A 16,325-nucleotide genomic window follows, 5' to 3' on the forward strand; every position below is an offset into this window, starting at 1 on the left:
CTTACGTAGAAGCTACCACACGTTATTACCAGACCCACAGGTCAATTTTTTATCCATAGATCAATGCAATATTTGCATCCTGTTGCAAGACCGAAAGCGCCCCGCCCGTCCGATTGGCCAGATTTCTCACGAAGAATCCGTGCACTGTGCGTGGATCAAGTGCATCTGCCGACACGTCTTTTTCCAACACCTCCATAACTTCCGGACGGAATGCGGCACGTTTGCCTTCTGCCAGAACGGTCGTGCGACCGGATTCGTGCGAAACAGTGATCGTCCCCCCAAATGGCAGAGCCTCGCGGGCGAGCATCACCATATTCAATACGACTCGTCCATGAGCTGGATCAATCGGAAGATCCGGCCAGTCCAGGCTGACCTTGCCTTCGGCTTCATAGGTCTGGCGCGCAGCATCGCGCATGGACTTGGTGTCCACGCTGTTGCCCGCCCGGCCAAAGGCCAGCCGGAAAAGTTGCAGACGGCGGGCCGCCTCAAGGCCGCTTTTGCGCATCAGCGCAAGCGCCTCGTCATCGGCAACACCGTCTTCGCCCATCAGTTCCGCCCCGGCATTGACGGCCCCGACCGGACCGACAAGATCATGACAAATGCGCGAACTGATCAACTCGATCAGCGTCATTTCAAGGGCGATGTCCTGAACCATTACGCGGGTTCTCCAAGGTATTTCTATTTATTCTTCAAAGCATCACATCCCCAAACATGATGCCCGGTCTCTGTCCCCCGCCCGATTTCATCACCGGTGGCGTTCCGTGACGGGACGACGAAATATCGCGCCCTCAAAGCGGGTCTCTGATGCCCAAGATTGACCGTGATATGTTAAGAGCTTATTTAGCCAGAACGAAATTTAGACCCGACCCATCGCGATTTTGCCATTCCGGCCATCGACATGGCAAAGAAGCCCGCACCGATCGCGACCAATCCCCCATCCGGTAAAACCGGTTTGACTTCTGATCGAACCGACGCCTTGATGACGATGGTATTTGAAAAATGCCGGTCGCATTCTGGCGATTGATCCCGACCACTGAAAACACCCGCACCGGCCCGTCCGGATGTCTGGTGACAGACCGCCATCCGACCCGGCAATTTTTGCCGACCAACGGCCGGAACACCGACCGGATCGGGTTTTGCAATCTGTGAAATTGTGGATCGGCGGCGTTTGACCTATATGTAAACAAGATACACTGAACACAGAGCACCCCATGGATTTCTTGCTGACACCGGGCACCATCGTTCGCCACCCCAACCAGCCCGATTGGGGTCTTGGCCGCATTCAGGCTGTCGATGGTGACAGAATCGCCGTCAATTTCGAAGAAGCCGGTCGCCAGATCATCCGGCCCCGCCATGTCGTGCTTGAGATTGTCGAGGCCGCGGTCGGCTACGAATAAGGGGCCGTTTCCCCCGGTCGCGCCCGATCAGGCGGATCACAGACCGGTTTGGCCCATGTCTGGTTGTCCTTGGCACACGATTTGCTGACATCAATTTATTAATAAATTCGGCGTATGCAGAATCAGGGCCGCATGGATTCCATCCCCGCCGATGGATCTGCCTGATCATGCACAACCGTCATAATCAAGGTCTGGACACTTCATGATTGCAGCCAACAAACCACCCCAAGACACCTTCAAGCAGCGCCACCATGTCGCCGCCTTTACGGTACTGGAACAATTTACCCAGGGGCTGATCCATTACGCGCGCAACCACGGTGGTTCGATTTCCGAAGAACAGATCATCAAGGCCATCGACGGCATCCGCGAAAAGGAAGACCTGTTTGACGCGGCCTGGGCCGTGCTTGAAAGCGATCTCGAAGCCATCAAGGCCCGCGAACATGCCGCCGTCCGCCACGATCCGTTCGGGCGTTTGCTGGTATCGCGCTTTGACCACCTTCTGGAAGGCAATGCCGCAGGCAGCATCGAAGACGGCGCACTGTCGCGTGAAATACTGCAACCGTTCTTCAAGGTCATCCGCATGATGGTCGGCATGGACATGCTTCAGGAAATCGACCGCGAAATTCACGAAATCATCGAAGCCCATGCCGAAGATGAGGACGAGCTGCGCAACCCCGCCGAATATTGGGACCATCTGGCCAAGGAACCGGCGGTCAAGCTGCGCATCAATCTGGTATTTGCGCGCATGGCGCTGCATTTCCGTGAATATGAACGCCGCAAAAAATGGCTGCTGCAACTGGTCAATGACAATCTGCCATCGGGTGAAGTACACTGGTCCTTTACCGAGGCCCATTGTGTGCGCCTGCTTGATGCCTTGTTCAGTGACGTGCGCGAAATCCTGACCGTTCCGCAACATTCGGCCGAACTGGTCGCCAAAATGGGCAGTGAAGATGTCGCAACCCTGCGCGAAGTCATGAAGTCAATCGACGCCGACGTCGACGCCCACGCCAACAGCTGACCGGCGCACACCAACCGCCAAGCATTTACCCGACGGTTACCCGGTAAACAGCAATAGTCAAAGCCGCATGGTCGATGTCTTCGGGTATCACCTGCGGCTTTTTGTTTTCATCTGACGGAAAGGTGATGTGCCGCGATCTAAACAGGCTGGTCAAAACCCGGTCTGCTGTGCCACAGTCACCTTGCAAGAAACAACGCCCCGCGACAACCACGACACTGTTTCAAATCAACGCCATGACCAAACCACTGATCGACAAATATGGCCGGCATGTCTCCTATCTGCGCGTTTCGGTAACCGATCGCTGCGATTTCCGCTGCACCTATTGCATGGCGGAAAACATGACCTTCCTGCCAAAGGCCGAAGTTCTCAGCCTTGAAGAACTTGATCAGCTCTGCACGGCCTTCATCAATCGCGGTGTGCGCAAATTGCGCCTGACCGGGGGTGAGCCGCTGGTGCGCCGTGGCATCATGGACTTGATTTCCGATCTGTCGCGGCATCTTAAAACCGGCGCGCTTGATGAACTGACCATGACCACCAATGGCAGTCAGCTTGCCACCTATGCCGATGATCTGGCGCGGCTTGGCGTCAAACGCCTCAATATCTCGCTCGACAGTCTCGATTCCCGGAAATTCACCGAAATCACCCGCCGCGGCCGCCTTGAACAGGTTCTGGCCGGGCTGGAGGCCGCAAAGGCCGCCGGCATCAGCATCAAGATCAATACGGTTGCCCTTCGCAACTTCAACGAAGATGAAATGTCGCGTCTGGTGTCATGGTGCGGCAAGGAAGGCTTTGATCTTTGCCTGATCGAAACCATGCCGCTGGGGGATATCGACGGTGATCGCACCGACCAATACTTGCCACTGACTGTGGTGCGTGAACGCCTGGAACAGGAATTCACCCTGATCCCGTCCGACCACGTCACCCCCGGCCCGGCCCGCTATACCACGGTGGCCGAAACCGGCGGACGTCTGGGCTTCATCACGCCGCTTACCCATAATTTCTGCGAAGGCTGCAACCGCGTGCGCGTGACCTGCACCGGCACGCTTTACATGTGCCTGGGCCAGGAAGACCATGTTGACCTGCGCGCAGCGCTCCGCACCGGCGATCCGCGTTCGCTTGATCAGATGCTTGATGCCGCCATGGACCTCAAACCCAAGGGCCATGACTTCGTCATCGACCGCAAAGGCCAGAAACCGGCCGTTGGTCGTCATATGAGTATGACGGGTGGTTAAACACCGCCAGCTAGTATGATCATAATGTCGGTTAGATCACGGGCAGACCACCCAATCAGGTGCGACTGACAGCTTGAGCAATCACTGCTCCCAAATCCGGGCGCAGGAATACAGCCATCAGGCCCTTGCAAACGCGCGCGAAGCTCGCACTCATTCCCACCCGGCACCACCAGAACAGAAACAACGCGCCCGGCCCCGTTTGAGGTCAATTCATCGACATGCCAGTGGGGTTTCTTGGTCGTCTTGCAGTGGCGTTTGACGCGGGCCGCAATACCGCCGGGGCCGTTGGCAGAACCGCAATAAAGATAAGTCCCTTTGGGCAAAATGGTTCCGGCAAAGCGTTTGTTTTGAAGGGTCAGGTCCGCGACAAGCTCGATCACCAGAACATACGCCCCGGCAACTTTTGGAAGCTGCCGGAGCGTTTCTTCATTTATCGTTTCGATAAACCGGGTCACTGGCCGTCTTGATCACGCAAAAGCAGATCAATCGAAAGCCCCGGTCCGGCCATACCGTTGGTCAGGACCGGTTCGCAATGTTCGTTGATCCGGGCCGCGATGCGCTGGCGAAAGCCGGTAAAGCGTTTGGATTCCACCACATCAACCGGTTCATCAAGATGCACCTCGACCCGGAACACGCCCGGTGTCGGGGTCGCGGTCACAGAACGGATCATGCCGGTCACCGCATGACCAAGGTATGATCCGGCAAAGCGTTTGCCGATCCCAAGATCGGAAACATTGGTCGGGATATTGCGACGCGCCATGGCAACGGCGGTATTCCAGTCGCGAAAACCGTGGCTTTGGGCGAGAAGTTCAAGCGACCCGGCATGTGATATCGCAACATCACGCGCAGCCAGGGCCTTGCGCAGGCGTTTTGCCTGTGCCTTGAAGCTTTCGGTCGGGTCGGTTTCGATATCCGCACGACCGATATTCAGACTGTTTGAAGTCATTTTCGTCTCCACACAGGAGGCCGGGTGTCCGCATTGCCGGGCCGTACCCTGATCGGGAAACGGGTCCGAAAGATTTCAAAGCACCACTTTACCAAAGGATCAACCTTGCGGACGGCAGGTGTGGGCAACCCAAGGCTGGCTAATTACCCCAATATCGGGCGCAAGACAAGCCTGCGCGCAACTTTGCGAGATGTTTGGGTAGTGCTGTTGCGCAGAAATTGACAGCCCCCGGGACAACAACATATACCAGAGAAAACAGGTTTTACCGGGCCCGTCCGGGCACCGGTCCATTATAAGGAATAAACGCCATGGCCATGGAAGCCTATGAAATCGAAAGCATGATCAAGGAAGCTCTTCCTGATGCTGAAGTCCGGATCGAAGATCTGCGCGGTGATGGCGATCACTATGCTGCAATTGTGGTGTCCGAACAGTTCCGCGGCAAAACCCGCGTGGTTCAGCACCAGATGGTCTATTCCGCGCTGAAAGGCAAAATGGGCGGTGATCTTCATGCCCTTGCCCTTCAGACCTCGGCGCCGGAATAAGTCCCCCGATTGCCCTGATTACCAGACGCGCAAGCCACCCATTTGATGCGCGATGATGATTTTTTCGGGCGCCGACCAACCATCGGCGCCCGATCCCGTCAAGACCGGATTTGCCGCCACCCGACGACATCCGGCATGACCAGCCCCATTAACTGACCACGGCTCATCAAATGTCATCACAAGATAAGCCGGCCCTGATCGGTGCCGGACCGCTCGCCGGACTTGGTGCCTTTACCATCTGGGGCATTTTCGGGCTGTATTTCAAAATGGTATCCTTTGCGGTGCCGCTTGAAATCCTGTCGCACCGGATCATCTGGTCGGCGGTTTTGACATTTGCAATGATCTTTGCCCTTGGCCGGCGCAAGCAACTCTGGGTGCTGATTTCATCGGCCAAGACGATTGGCCTTCTGTTTCTGAGCAGCCTTCTGGTGGCGGGCAACTGGGTGATTTACATCTGGGCGGTCAATACCGGCAATGCGCTTGAAGCAAGCCTTGGCTATTACATCATGCCGCTGATCATGCTGATCCTGGCGCGCATTTTCTTTGCCGAAAAGCTTAACCGCGTTCAGATCCTGTCTGTGGGTATTTGCGCACTCGGGGTTTTGAACCTTCTGGTTTCCTATGGGCATCTGCCCTGGATCGCGCTTAGCCTGTCGTCGCTGTTCGGGTTTTATGGCGTTATCCGCAAATTTGTTCCGGCCGATCCGATTGCCGGGCTTTTCGTTGAATGCGTGCTGATCACACCGATTGCCCTTGGTTACATGTTCTGGCTTGCCGCACAGGGTGAAATGGCATTTGGCCATACCGGCATGACCAACGATCTGTTGTTTATCGGACTTGGGGTCTGCACCACCATTCCGCTGGTTCTGTTTGCCTATGCCGCGCGCAATATGAAGTTTTCCGTCCTTGGTCTGATGCAGTATCTTAACCCGACCCTGCAATTCATTGTCGCGGTTCTGGTATTTGGCGAAACCTTTACCAGCGCGCATATGGTGACCTATGGGCTGGTGTGGTTCGGACTTGGCATTTTCACGTGGGATAACCTGCGCACTGTGCGCAAAAACCGCCGCAACAGTTGACAGAACCACAGGTTCCAGCCATATCTTCGGCCATAAAAGTTTAACCCGTTTTTCGCGGCCGAGAGATCGCCGCCCAAGCCAAGGACAATCATTATGACCGACAATCCGGTTTTCGATCGCATCCAGAAGGACATTGACGATAACGATATCGTTCTGTTCATGAAGGGAACTGCAATGTTCCCGCAGTGCGGTTTCTCTGCTGCTGTGGTTCAGGTCATGGCTGAACTCGGTGTTCAGTTCAAGGACGTGAACGTTCTGGTCGACCCGGCAATCCGTCAGGGCATCAAGGACTTCTCCAACTGGCCGACCATTCCGCAGCTTTACGTCAAGGGCGAGTTCCTTGGTGGCTGTGACATCGTCCGTGAGATGTTTGCATCGGGCGAACTGGCCCAGCATCTTAAAGACAAGGGCGTTGCCGTCGCTGCCTAAGGCGCGACCAGCCCGACATCAAACGCGCTGCGCGATGATCGCCAGCGCGTTTTTTTGTGCCTGTGATCCATCCAGCCCCATCCCGGGCACATCTTTTGCGTTCATTACAGGCACCCTCTTAAAACTATTTCTTGATGCCTGGCGCGCTCTCCCCCATCCTTGAGGGATGCTATTCTTCGCGCAACAGGGGAAGTGACCGGGGATGAAAGCAGCAATCAAATCAATAGCATGTCTTTTGCTAATGTCCGGCTTGGCATGGCTTGCCAATCCACCGGCCCCCGCACAGGCACAAATGGCTGCAATTGCTGCCATCAGCGGATCGGACGATGCCCAAGCCCCGGCTTCAGATGCTACAACCAATGGCGCACCCGACACCGTAGCTGCCGAAACGTTTAGCTATTATGCCTTCCTTGACGAAGGCATTAACCGCACCCAGGCCCATATCGACGCGACCCTGCGCGGGCTTGAAGCCTTTCCGCATGAAGTTGCCGCCACCCTTGATCTGATATCATCGGATGTCGGCAAGACCGGATTGATGTGGATTGCCCTGTTTACCGCGATATTTGTTGGTGTGGGCATTGTTGCCGAAGTGATATATCGCCGTTTTTCGGCATCGATATGTGCCTATCTTGAACGTCAATCCCCGCAAAAGTTTTCCGACCGACTCAAACAGATGGCGGCCCTTTGTGTTTTGTCGCTGCTGTCACTTGGTGTCTTTGCCATTGGGTCGGTGGGCACGTTCCTGATATTTGATTGGCCGCCGATCATGAAGGCCGCAATCCTGTCGTTGCTGACAGCATTCTTCCTGCTGCGCATCATCATGATTGTCCTGCAATTCCTGTTCGCGCCAAAGGCCGACGGCCTGCGCATGATCAATGTCGATCCGCAAACCGCAAGCGCCCTGACCGGAAGTCTGGCCTGGGCGGCGGGGATTTCGCTGTTTTCATTTGGCATTGCCGGGGTTTTCAGTGCCGCCCCCACCATGGTTCAAGGCGATATCATCCTGTTTGACCATGCCGTGGTGATTTCGGTGATTTCGTTTTGTGTTGCCACCTGGTGGCTGGGCCGGTTCTTTGCCCGCCATCAGTCCGGCGACGGGATCGAAAAGATCGCCCTTCCGACTTCGATTGCGCGGCTTTGGCCGGTGATTGTTTCGGCCTGGATCATCCTGATGGGCGGGGCTGCGATCATTGGTGCGGAACGCATTCTCAAGGCGCTGATCGCGATCGGGCTTGCCTGTGTGTTTGATGTGGTATTTCGCAACATCATCGAAGGCCAGCACCGCATCAAGGTCAAAACAGCCCAACAGGAAGCAGACGCCCAAAACGCCATCGCACAGGCCGCGGCCCTTGAAAACGATGCCGAATTCGAACCGATATCCCCCAAACTTCCTGTCTTTACCAAGGTTCTCAAACGCGGGGTAAGGTTGCTTGCGCTTGTATTTGTTCTGGCCAGCATGTGGCGGATCTGGGGACTTGACCGGCTGGCCATGGCCGAGGATGCCGGCATTGTTGCCCGCATCATTGATGCGTCGACCGAAATCATCATGATCCTGCTGATTGCCGATCTGATCTGGTCATTGATCAAGGCATTCCTTGACGAACGCATGAGCGCGTCAAACGCCGGGCATGGCGGGGATGAAGGCGGCGGATCGGGGCTTTCGCGGGTTGAGACCCTGTTGCCGCTGCTAAAAAACTTTGCCCTGACCGTGATTGTCATCATGGTGGCGATGGTAACCTTGTCATCGCTTGGCGTTGATATCGGGCCGCTGATTGCCGGTGCCGGTGTGGTTGGCCTTGCCCTTGGCTTTGGCAGTCAGGCACTGGTGCGCGATGTGGTGGCCGGGGTTTTCTTCCTGCTTGATGATGCCTTCCGGCTTGGCGAATATATCGAAGTCGATAACCTGCGCGGGCGCGTTGAAAACATTTCAATCCGGTCCATGCAACTGCGCCATCATCGCGGCCCGCTTCAGACCATCCCGTTTGGTGAAATCAAATCCATCGTCAATCACAGCCGCGACTGGGTGATCGTCAAACTGGAATTCCGGGTGCCGTTTGATACCGATGTGAACAAGATCAAGAAACTGGTCAAAAAGCTGTCGGCGGAACTTTTGAATGATCCGCTGATCGGTGACAGCTTCATCGAACCGCTGAAATCCCAGGGCGTGCGCCGGATGGAAGAATTCAACATGGTGATCGGGCTGAAATACACCGCCAAACCCGGCGAACAATTCACCATCCGCAAGACCGTCTATCAAAGCGTGCTTGCGATGTTCAAGGAAAACGGCATCCAGATGGCATCGCGTAACGTCAAGGTCGACGTCCCTGCCGATGCCACCCCCGAACAGAAACACGAAGCCGTTGCCGCAGCCGCCCAACAGGCGTCCGAACAGCTCAACAAGCCATAGGCCATAAGAAAAGCCACAAACAAAAGACCGGCCGGCCCCGAAAAGCGGCCCAAAATACCAAAACCCCCGATGCATGATCCGCATCGGGGGTTTTATGGTCGGTCAGCGGCAATTTTACCATCGATCCGGACAAACAAAAACGCCCGCTGTTTCCAGCGGGCGTCTTCGTATCGTTTCGTCGCGAAATCCGTAAGGATTAACGCGAGTAGAATTCGATGACCAGGTTCGGCTGCATCTGAACCGGGTACGGAATTTCTGCGAATTTCGGAACGCGAACGAAGGTCCCTTTGAAGGCTTTCGCATCAACGTCGAGATATTCCGGAATGTCACGCTCTGCAAGGTTGGCAGCTTCGAGAACCATCGGGATTTCACGCGAAGCGGATTTCACTTCGACAACGTCACCTTCTTTAACAAGGTAGGACGGAATGGTTACTTTCTTGCCGTTGACAAGAATGTGGCCGTGGTTAACGAACTGACGTGCAGCGAACACGGTCGGAACGAATTTCATGCGGTAGATAACTGCGTCAAGACGCTGTTCGAGAATACCAACCAGATGCTCGGAGGTATCGCCCGGACGACGCGATGCTTCTTTGAAGTAACGCAGGAACTGTTTTTCGGAGATCGAACCGTAGTAGCCTTTGAGCTGCTGTTTAGCGAACAGCTGGGTACCATAGTCGGTCGGCTTCTTACGACGGGTTGCGCCATGCATGCCCGGTGCGTATTCGCGCTTGTTCAGCGGCGATTTTGCACGACCCCAAAGGTTCACGCCAAGGCGGCGGTCAATCTTATGCTTTGCAGCAATACGTTTCGACATTTTGTAACTCTCTTTTTTTAAAGATCACTTATTGTCCCGATAGTTTCCAACCGCCCGAACAACAGGCATGCGGAACGGGGACGAAAACACCTGTTTCGACCCACTTTCTCGGAAGTGAGGCGCAATATAGAGATGATTGATCAAGAGTCAAACATTAATCGCCGCACCGGACCTGCATGGAAGCCCTGCATTTCTGCGATCTTGGGCGATCTGTCCGATCGGGTCGATCACACCGCCCGGTCCGACCGCCACTTATCCCCGCTAACCGTCTGGAAGATATCGGCTTTGGCCTGATCAATCCTTGGATTTGTATTTGCCTCCGCGCATGGCAACAATCATCCCGCGCAGGGTTTGCACTTCCTGATGGGTCAGGTTGGCACGGTTGAAAATGTTGCGGATATTGCGCTGCATGTTCGGACGCTTTTCCTCGACCCGGAAGAATCCCGATGCATCAAGCTCGGCCTCCAGATGCACAAACAGGCGCTCCATATCATCCTTGGTCGCCGGGAAGGTGTCATTCATCATCATCTGATAATCGGGCACATCGACACCGGCCTGCCACCATTCATAGCCGATCAGAAGAACTGCCTGCGCCAGATTAAGCGACGTGAAGCCGGGATTAAGCGGCACGGTCACCACCGCATCGCCCATGGCGATATGTTCGTTACGAACGCCGGTCCGTTCCGGGCCGAACATCACGCCAACTTTTTCACCGCGCGAAATCACATTGCGCATTTCCGGTGCCAGCCCCTTGGGGGTAAAGACCGGTTTGATCGCATCGCGCGTGCGTGCGGTTGTCACATAGACACGGTTCAGATCGGCAAGCGCATCTTCTTCGCGCTCGAACACCTTGGTGTTATCAATGACGATATCGGCACCCGATGCATTGGCCGTTGCCCGTTCATTGGGCCAGCCATCACGCGGGCGCACCAGACGCAGATCAACCAGACCGCAATTCAACATCGCACGCGCTGCCTTGCCGATATTATCGCCAAGCTGCGGTTCAATCAGAATGATTACGGGCGGGTTGGCAATGCCACCGGTTTCGGGTTTGGCACTCCCTACGGCGTCGCTCATCGGGTCAGATCTCCGGTCGTGATATGCGGGTTGGTGACGGATATTCCCATCCATATTGGCGCTTACTTAGCAAAAGCCAACCGCTTGCGCCAGTCTCCTTAAGCCGGTCTTATTAAGCCCGTCGCCCTGCACCCATCGCCTGACACCAGTTCACCAGCATCACGCCCCTTGCGATGCAGAGGCTGAACTTCCCAGCCCGGCCAAATCAAAACGGCCGGGGCAATTCCCCCGGCCGTCATATGCATCATGCCATTTCAAACCGCTCAGCCGTGCTGGCTACGCACGCCGGATTTGAACAGCTTGTAGGTAATGGAATCCCGAAGCGCGTTATAGGATGCCTCGATAATGTTGGTCGAAACGCCGACTGTCGCCCAGTTATTGCCATCGGCATCGCGGCTTTCGATCATGACACGGGTCACCGCGCGCGTACCATCGCCGCGGGTTATGATGCGGACCTTATAGTCGATCAGTTCGATCTGCTCGACCGCTTCGCGATATTCCGGCACCGTCACCAGAACCTTGCGAAGCGCCGCATCAAGGGCGTTGACCGGGCCGTTCCCTTCGGCGACCGACATATATTGTTCGTCACCGACCACGACCTTGACGGTGGCCTCACTCATGGTGATGACCTGTTCGTCCTGCTCATCGACCCAGCGCCGTTCGTCAATCACGCGGAATGATGTCACGCGGAAATAGCGATCAAGTTCGCCCCTGGCCTTGCGCGCCAGCAATTCAAAGCTGGCCTCGGCCCCGTCATAGGCATAGCCGTCAAATTCACGCTGTTTGACCGTTTCAACCAGTTTGCCGACTGCTTCGGATTTCGGATCGACTTCAACACCGATCTCGCGGAAACGAGCCAGAATGTTTGAACGGCCCGCCTGATCCGAGACCAGGATATGGCGCTGGTTGCCGACCAGTTCCGGTTCGACATGTTCGTAGCAGGCCGGGTTCTTTTCCACCGCCGAGACATGCAAACCGCCCTTGTGGGCAAAGGCACTGTCACCGACATAGGCCGCCTGACGCAGCGGTTCACGGTTCAGGCGTTCGTCCAGAATATGGGAAATCCGGCGAAGATGGGTCAGTTGTTCGCGCGAAACACCAACATCATACCCCATCTTGAGCATAAGGGTCGGGATGATCGAAATCAGGTTGGCATTGCCGCACCGTTCACCCAGACCATTAAGCGTCCCTTGCACCTGTCGCGCACCAGCGCGGACCGCGGCCAAGGAGTTCGCAACCGCATTCTCGGTATCGTTATGGCAATGAATGCCGACATTGCCGCCCGGAATGACCGTGCAGACATCGGTCACAATGTCAAAAATCTCGTCGGGCAATGTGCCGCCATTGGTGTCACACAGCACCACCCAGCGCGCCCCGGCATCATAGGCCGATTTGATCGCCGAAATCGCGTAATCACGGTTGGCCTTATAGCCGTCAAAGAAATGCTCGGCATCGAACATGACTTCGGAAACCTTTGATTTCAGATGGGCAATGGAGTCCGAAATCATCGCCAGATTTTCATCAAGCTCGATCCCGAGTGCCTCGGTCACCTGAAAATCCCAGCTTTTTCCGACCATGCACACAATCGGTGCATTCTGCGCCAGGCTGGCAAGCCCCGGATCATTGGATGCCGAACGACCGGCACGACGGGTCATGCCAAAGGCTGTCAGTTTGGAATTTTTAAGCTTGGGCGGATTGGCAAAAAATGCATCATCGGTCGGGTTTGCCCCGGGCCAGCCGCCTTCGATATAGTCAATCGACAATTCGTCCAGTGCCTTGGCAATCGCGGTTTTGTCCGCGGCCGAAAAATCCACGCCCTGGGTCTGCTGCCCATCGCGCAAGGTACTGTCATAAAGATAGACGCGCTTGTCTGACATATTCATTCCAACTGATCGATCATCTCTCTTCGGGATCCGGGCTTTACGTTACGGCAGCCCTGATCCGCAAACGGGTCTGGCAAATTGCCGCAAAACACCCCACAGCGCAACAGCATTACGCAAAATGGGGTTTTCGGGCAATTTCACACCCTATCCCCTCCCTAACCCATCTTTAGGATAGCGGACCTGTCCCCTTGAATGATTGTAACCCCCACCTATCAATGCTTAACTCTACTATACATTGCAAAGTGGCCGGGGACTGTTCCATAAATTGAAGTCGCCCGGTTGCGGTCTAGGGACATCGACGATGGCACATGAAGCCACCACCAGCGTTGATTTAATGATGCTTGCCGGACTTACCTGGGAACGTACGGGTAAGAATTGCTGGACAGCTTCTGACAGGTTCGCCCATTACACCATTTTCCGCGATATCGACGAACGTTGGTACGGGGAATGGGAACGCGATGGCGAACGCATCCGCGCGAACTGGTCCTGTCCGATCCTGGAAACCTTTGCCGAATATATGGTCGATCACGCCCGGCGCAGCCCGACGGACGATCTGGACTGACTTTTTCCTACTTCACCCTGTTTATCCTGCGTCTGTCAGCCGGATTTTTTTGGCCCAATCCGGTAATGTTTGCGCCCGCGTGGTCCGGGGCATTTGGCATGCTGTGCCGGCCCGTTTTCTGACAATCGATTGCGATCAGTTCTTGCGTTTGAAGGCGGTTGCATTATGTGATGGGCAGGATCACACGAATAAACGCAAGGCTTACCAATGACGAACGCCATTCCCATGCAGATCGACATCGTTTCGGACGTTGTCTGCCCCTGGTGCATTATCGGGTATAAAAACCTTGAAGATGCCATCAGCCGTCTTGATGGCGAGATCGACGTCAAACTGCGCTGGCATCCGTTCGAACTGAACCGCGACATGCCGCCAGAAGGCCAGGACCTCGCCGAGCATATCAAGGAAAAATACGGCCTGACCGCCGATCAGAGTGCGGATAACCGTGCGCGCATCACCATGATGGGCGAAAATGTCGGCTTCCCGATCCATTTCAGCTCGGACAGCCGCATCTATAACACATTTGACGCCCACCGCCTGCTCTATTGGGCGGGCAAGGAAGGCGAGTACGGGCAGCAGACCGCCCTTAAACTCAACCTGTTTGCCGCCTATTTCCAGGGTGGCGACAACATGGCTGATCACGGTGTTCTCAAACGCGCGGTCGAGGAAGTCGGGCTTTCGCCGGACCGTGCGGCAGAAATCCTTGCCAGCGACGAATTCGCCAAGGAAGTCCGCGCCGAAGAAGACGAGTTTGGCGAAGCAGGCATCAGCTCGGTCCCGACCTATGTCGTCAATGGCAAATTCGCAATTTCCGGCGGTCACCCGCCCGAAGTCTTTGAACAGGCCCTTTCCGAAATCGCCCGTCAGGGGGATGAAATCCTCGCAGAAGCCGAAAGCGAAGCCTGATCAATCTGCACAGCAAAGATCAGACACATTATATAATGCACAAAGCCCCGGTCATTTGCCGGGGCTTTGTCATTTGACAGGCGCTGACAGACCGCCTGCAAGTATCCATCGAAAATTCAGGCCAGATAATCGGCCATTTCCGCATTGAAATAAGTTTTGGTGCGCGGACCGGTGATGATCGGGTCGATGCGGCGCACGCATTCCTTGTAATGATCCGTCTGGCGATGGGCCTGGAAATCGTCTTCGGAACGGAACACTTCGTAAATCATGAATTTATGTTCGTTTTCCGGGTCGCGCAGCACGTCAAAACGCAGGTTGCCTTCCTCGTTTTTGCGTGTGCCTTCGTAATTGATCCGGAACGCTTCGATGAATTCGTCGACATGTCCCGGTTTGACTTCGATATGCACCATTTGTACGAGCATGATGTATCCTTTTTAACTTAATTCACTTCGATAAAATCATTCCGGATCAGATACCCGGGGCTTTCCACATAGAGGTCGTAACCCCCTGATCGACCAGTTGGCGCTGCGCGGCATAGGCCCGCGCCCAGCGTTCACCCAATGCGTCATAGTCGGATTTGACCTTGTCATTTGGCTCAAACATGCCGTCCCAACGCACCCATTCCCGTCCAAGGGCCGCAAGATCATCGTGCAATCCGCCACCAACAGCCGCCGCGGCGGCACAGCCAAGTGCGGTTGCCTCCTTGATCACGGGGGTTGCAACAGGAATGCCGGTCACATCGGCCAGCATCTGTGACCAATGCGGGCTTTTTGCCGCACCGGCCGCAAAGACGATCTTGTCAGGGCGTTTGCCACTAAGCTTGAAGATCGCATCAAGGTTGCGCGCCGCGACAATACAGGCATTTTCCTGCAACGCCCGGAACAGCACAGCCTTGCCGGATTTTTCCGGATCGATGCTAAGATTAAGGAACGACGGGGCTGCGTGATACCAGCTGCCATAGCGCATCACATCCGAGAAAATCGGAATAACCCCGTGCGCCCCAAGCGGGACATCCTTCGACAGATTTTCCAAAAGTGTATAGGCCTTGCCCGGGTCATCGACCTTGGCCAATTCCTCCTGACCAAAGGCATCGCGGAACCAGCGCATGACCGCACCGACAAAGAAACTGATCGCTTCGGCCTGATTAAGCCCGGTGATGACATGCGGATTGATGCGCAAATTCATCGACGGATCGGTCAGGGTTGCATCAACATTGACGATCTGCTGCCAGAAGGTGCCACCAAGAACCGCACAATCCCCGATCCCGGTAACACCAAGCCCGGCTGTACCCAGCTGACAATCACCACCGCCGACAACAACCGTTGTTCTGGTCGAAAGTCCGGTTTCCGCAGCTGCCTTTGCCGTTACATGACCAACAGCGGTGCCGGTTTCACAGGCCTGCGGAAAGATATCATCGCGAAGCCCGACCGCGCGCATGGCTTCGGGCAGCCAGTCGCGTTCACGCAGACCGAAAATGCCGGTGGTTCCGGCATTTGACGGATCAGATGCGATTACACCCGAAAGCCGTGCCACCACCCAGTCCGAAAGCATCGCGATGCGATCAATCTTTTCATAGATGTCAGGCATCTGTTCGCGGATCCAAAGAAGACGCGGCAAGGCACCAAGTGCAAAGGTCTGGCCGGTTTTGCCATAAAGGTCTTCTTCAACGCCCGGGAAGCTTTCCTTAAGCGCGCGCACCTGATCAACCGCGCGCCCGTCCACATTGGCACAGGCCCAGATTTCCTTGCCATCCGCGTCAAAGGCAACAATGGCCTCGCGCATTGATGTCGCACTGACGGCGGCAATATCATCGCCCGAAACACCGGCCTCGGACAGTGCACCGGCAATACAGTCGCAAATCAGCTTCCAATTGCCATCAACATCAAAATCCATCGATCCGGGGAAACGCGGATCTTCCTTGTGCCACCATTCGCGCTGACAAGCGCCAAGCTGATGACCATCCCGATCAAACACAACTGCCCGACCGCTGCCGGTACCGGCATCGATCGCAAGCAGGTAATTTCCTGCTGCCATTC

At 55.5% G+C, this 16,325-nt stretch carries 18 protein-coding genes; 9 read left to right on the forward strand and 9 right to left on the reverse strand.

Annotation, left to right across the window (positions count from 1 at the left end; all coding sequences use genetic code 11):
- Positions 1 to 49 precede the first annotated feature (49 nt).
- Complete coding sequence (locus tag CU041_RS19140; RefSeq protein WP_101248095.1) at positions 50 to 655, reverse strand: histidine phosphotransferase family protein; 606 nt, start codon at positions 653 to 655, stop codon at positions 50 to 52.
- Positions 656 to 1,211: 556 nt separating this feature from the next.
- Between CU041_RS19140 and CU041_RS19145 the strand changes: the two genes are divergently transcribed.
- The 3 genes from CU041_RS19145 (at position 1,212) to moaA (ending at position 3,647) form a co-directional block, all read left to right on the forward strand.
- Positions 1,212 to 1,397 carry a DUF3553 domain-containing protein gene (locus CU041_RS19145; RefSeq protein ID WP_068517193.1) on the forward strand — a complete coding sequence of 62 codons (186 nt, stop codon included), beginning with the start codon at positions 1,212 to 1,214 and terminating at the stop codon, positions 1,395 to 1,397.
- A gap of 202 nt (positions 1,398 to 1,599) precedes the next feature.
- Positions 1,600 to 2,415 carry a hypothetical protein gene (locus CU041_RS19150; RefSeq protein ID WP_101248096.1) on the forward strand — a complete coding sequence of 272 codons (816 nt, stop codon included), beginning with the start codon at positions 1,600 to 1,602 and terminating at the stop codon, positions 2,413 to 2,415.
- Positions 2,416 to 2,648: 233 nt separating this feature from the next.
- Positions 2,649 to 3,647 (forward strand): GTP 3',8-cyclase MoaA, encoded by a 999-nt coding sequence (gene moaA / locus CU041_RS19155; protein ID WP_068517195.1) that lies wholly within the window; start codon positions 2,649 to 2,651, stop codon positions 3,645 to 3,647.
- Here the strand turns inward: moaA and CU041_RS19160 are convergent.
- Together CU041_RS19160 and CU041_RS19165 are read right to left on the reverse strand one after the other, a co-directional pair.
- Positions 3,644 to 4,102: a GIY-YIG nuclease family protein gene (locus CU041_RS19160; protein ID WP_233433180.1), complete on the reverse strand. Its 459-nt coding sequence runs from the start codon at positions 4,100 to 4,102 to the stop codon at positions 3,644 to 3,646. The two genes, moaA and CU041_RS19160, sit on opposite strands and share 4 nt — an antisense overlap.
- Entirely contained in the window at positions 4,099 to 4,593 is a 495-nt protein-coding gene (locus CU041_RS19165; RefSeq protein ID WP_101248097.1) for a glyoxalase superfamily protein, read from the reverse strand. The genes CU041_RS19160 and CU041_RS19165 overlap by 4 nt, the downstream gene beginning before the upstream one ends.
- Positions 4,594 to 4,901: 308 nt before the next feature.
- Between CU041_RS19165 and CU041_RS19170 the strand changes: the two genes are divergently transcribed.
- The 3 genes from CU041_RS19170 (at position 4,902) to grxD (ending at position 6,643) form a co-directional block, all read left to right on the forward strand.
- Positions 4,902 to 5,135 carry a BolA family protein gene (locus CU041_RS19170; protein WP_068517198.1) on the forward strand — a complete coding sequence of 78 codons (234 nt, stop codon included), beginning with the start codon at positions 4,902 to 4,904 and terminating at the stop codon, positions 5,133 to 5,135.
- Between the two features lie 170 nt (positions 5,136 to 5,305).
- Positions 5,306 to 6,214 carry an EamA family transporter RarD gene (gene rarD, locus CU041_RS19175; RefSeq protein WP_101248098.1) on the forward strand — a complete coding sequence of 303 codons (909 nt, stop codon included), beginning with the start codon at positions 5,306 to 5,308 and terminating at the stop codon, positions 6,212 to 6,214.
- A gap of 93 nt (positions 6,215 to 6,307) precedes the next feature.
- Positions 6,308 to 6,643: a Grx4 family monothiol glutaredoxin gene (gene grxD, locus CU041_RS19180; RefSeq protein ID WP_068517200.1), complete on the forward strand. Its 336-nt coding sequence runs from the start codon at positions 6,308 to 6,310 to the stop codon at positions 6,641 to 6,643.
- 18 nt (positions 6,644 to 6,661) lie between these two features.
- On the opposite strand, the gene CU041_RS20755 is transcribed toward grxD, so the two are convergent.
- The gene (locus tag CU041_RS20755; RefSeq protein WP_170310307.1) at positions 6,662 to 6,955 is read right to left on the reverse strand and encodes a hypothetical protein; all 294 of its coding nucleotides are present in this window, start codon (positions 6,953 to 6,955) and stop codon (positions 6,662 to 6,664) included.
- On the opposite strand from CU041_RS20755, the gene CU041_RS19185 reads away from it, so the two are divergent.
- On the forward strand, positions 6,936 to 9,050 hold the full coding sequence (locus tag CU041_RS19185; protein ID WP_233433181.1) for a mechanosensitive ion channel family protein: 2,115 nt from the start codon (positions 6,936 to 6,938) through the stop codon (positions 9,048 to 9,050). The two genes, CU041_RS20755 and CU041_RS19185, sit on opposite strands and share 20 nt — an antisense overlap.
- Before the next feature lie 196 nt (positions 9,051 to 9,246).
- Here CU041_RS19185 and rpsD read toward each other — a convergent pair whose 3' ends face one another.
- The 3 genes from rpsD to cimA form a co-directional block, all read right to left on the reverse strand.
- Positions 9,247 to 9,864 (reverse strand): 30S ribosomal protein S4, encoded by a 618-nt coding sequence (rpsD, locus tag CU041_RS19190; protein WP_068517202.1) that lies wholly within the window; start codon positions 9,862 to 9,864, stop codon positions 9,247 to 9,249.
- A 294-nt stretch (positions 9,865 to 10,158) separates the two neighbouring features.
- Positions 10,159 to 10,941 carry an RNA methyltransferase gene (locus CU041_RS19195; RefSeq protein WP_101248100.1) on the reverse strand — a complete coding sequence of 261 codons (783 nt, stop codon included), beginning with the start codon at positions 10,939 to 10,941 and terminating at the stop codon, positions 10,159 to 10,161.
- Between the two features lie 263 nt (positions 10,942 to 11,204).
- A complete protein-coding gene (gene cimA, locus CU041_RS19200; RefSeq protein WP_407702982.1) occupies positions 11,205 to 12,818 on the reverse strand; it encodes a citramalate synthase in 1,614 nt (537 codons plus the stop codon).
- A 307-nt stretch (positions 12,819 to 13,125) separates the two neighbouring features.
- On the opposite strand from cimA, the gene CU041_RS19205 reads away from it, so the two are divergent.
- Both CU041_RS19205 and CU041_RS19210 read left to right on the forward strand, forming a co-directional pair.
- Positions 13,126 to 13,386 carry a hypothetical protein gene (locus CU041_RS19205; RefSeq protein ID WP_068517205.1) on the forward strand — a complete coding sequence of 87 codons (261 nt, stop codon included), beginning with the start codon at positions 13,126 to 13,128 and terminating at the stop codon, positions 13,384 to 13,386.
- Positions 13,387 to 13,593: 207 nt separating this feature from the next.
- Complete coding sequence (locus tag CU041_RS19210) at positions 13,594 to 14,289, forward strand: DsbA family oxidoreductase (RefSeq protein WP_068517206.1); 696 nt, start codon at positions 13,594 to 13,596, stop codon at positions 14,287 to 14,289.
- A gap of 116 nt (positions 14,290 to 14,405) precedes the next feature.
- Here CU041_RS19210 and CU041_RS19215 read toward each other — a convergent pair whose 3' ends face one another.
- Together CU041_RS19215 and lsrK are read right to left on the reverse strand one after the other, a co-directional pair.
- Positions 14,406 to 14,711 (reverse strand): antibiotic biosynthesis monooxygenase, encoded by a 306-nt coding sequence (locus tag CU041_RS19215; RefSeq protein WP_101248102.1) that lies wholly within the window; start codon positions 14,709 to 14,711, stop codon positions 14,406 to 14,408.
- Positions 14,712 to 14,757: 46 nt separating this feature from the next.
- Positions 14,758 to 16,323, reverse strand: coding sequence for an autoinducer-2 kinase (gene lsrK / locus CU041_RS19220; protein ID WP_101248103.1), 1,566 nt, complete (start codon positions 16,321 to 16,323; stop codon positions 14,758 to 14,760).
- Positions 16,324 to 16,325 lie beyond the last annotated feature (2 nt).

This window comes from Thalassospira povalilytica, assembly GCF_002844235.1.
Lineage (GTDB): Bacteria > Pseudomonadota > Alphaproteobacteria > Rhodospirillales > Thalassospiraceae > Thalassospira > Thalassospira povalilytica.

Coding starts and splice junctions, on each gene's coding strand:
- CU041_RS19140 (WP_101248095.1), bottom strand. CDS start 655: ATGGTTCAGGACATCGCCCTTGAAATGACGCTGATCGAGTTGATCAGT.
- CU041_RS19145 (WP_068517193.1), top strand. CDS start 1,212: ATGGATTTCTTGCTGACACCGGGCACCATCGTTCGCCACCCCAACCAG.
- CU041_RS19150 (WP_101248096.1), top strand. CDS start 1,600: ATGATTGCAGCCAACAAACCACCCCAAGACACCTTCAAGCAGCGCCAC.
- moaA (WP_068517195.1), top strand. CDS start 2,649: ATGACCAAACCACTGATCGACAAATATGGCCGGCATGTCTCCTATCTG.
- CU041_RS19165 (WP_101248097.1), bottom strand. CDS start 4,593: ATGACTTCAAACAGTCTGAATATCGGTCGTGCGGATATCGAAACCGAC.
- CU041_RS19170 (WP_068517198.1), top strand. CDS start 4,902: ATGGCCATGGAAGCCTATGAAATCGAAAGCATGATCAAGGAAGCTCTT.
- rarD (WP_101248098.1), top strand. CDS start 5,306: ATGTCATCACAAGATAAGCCGGCCCTGATCGGTGCCGGACCGCTCGCC.
- grxD (WP_068517200.1), top strand. CDS start 6,308: ATGACCGACAATCCGGTTTTCGATCGCATCCAGAAGGACATTGACGAT.
- CU041_RS19185 (WP_233433181.1), top strand. CDS start 6,936: ATGGCTGCAATTGCTGCCATCAGCGGATCGGACGATGCCCAAGCCCCG.
- CU041_RS20755 (WP_170310307.1), bottom strand. CDS start 6,955: ATGGCAGCAATTGCAGCCATTTGTGCCTGTGCGGGGGCCGGTGGATTG.
- rpsD (WP_068517202.1), bottom strand. CDS start 9,864: ATGTCGAAACGTATTGCTGCAAAGCATAAGATTGACCGCCGCCTTGGC.
- CU041_RS19195 (WP_101248100.1), bottom strand. CDS start 10,941: ATGAGCGACGCCGTAGGGAGTGCCAAACCCGAAACCGGTGGCATTGCC.
- cimA (WP_407702982.1), bottom strand. CDS start 12,818: ATGTCAGACAAGCGCGTCTATCTTTATGACAGTACCTTGCGCGATGGG.
- CU041_RS19205 (WP_068517205.1), top strand. CDS start 13,126: ATGGCACATGAAGCCACCACCAGCGTTGATTTAATGATGCTTGCCGGA.
- CU041_RS19210 (WP_068517206.1), top strand. CDS start 13,594: ATGACGAACGCCATTCCCATGCAGATCGACATCGTTTCGGACGTTGTC.
- CU041_RS19215 (WP_101248102.1), bottom strand. CDS start 14,711: ATGCTCGTACAAATGGTGCATATCGAAGTCAAACCGGGACATGTCGAC.
- lsrK (WP_101248103.1), bottom strand. CDS start 16,323: ATGGCAGCAGGAAATTACCTGCTTGCGATCGATGCCGGTACCGGCAGC.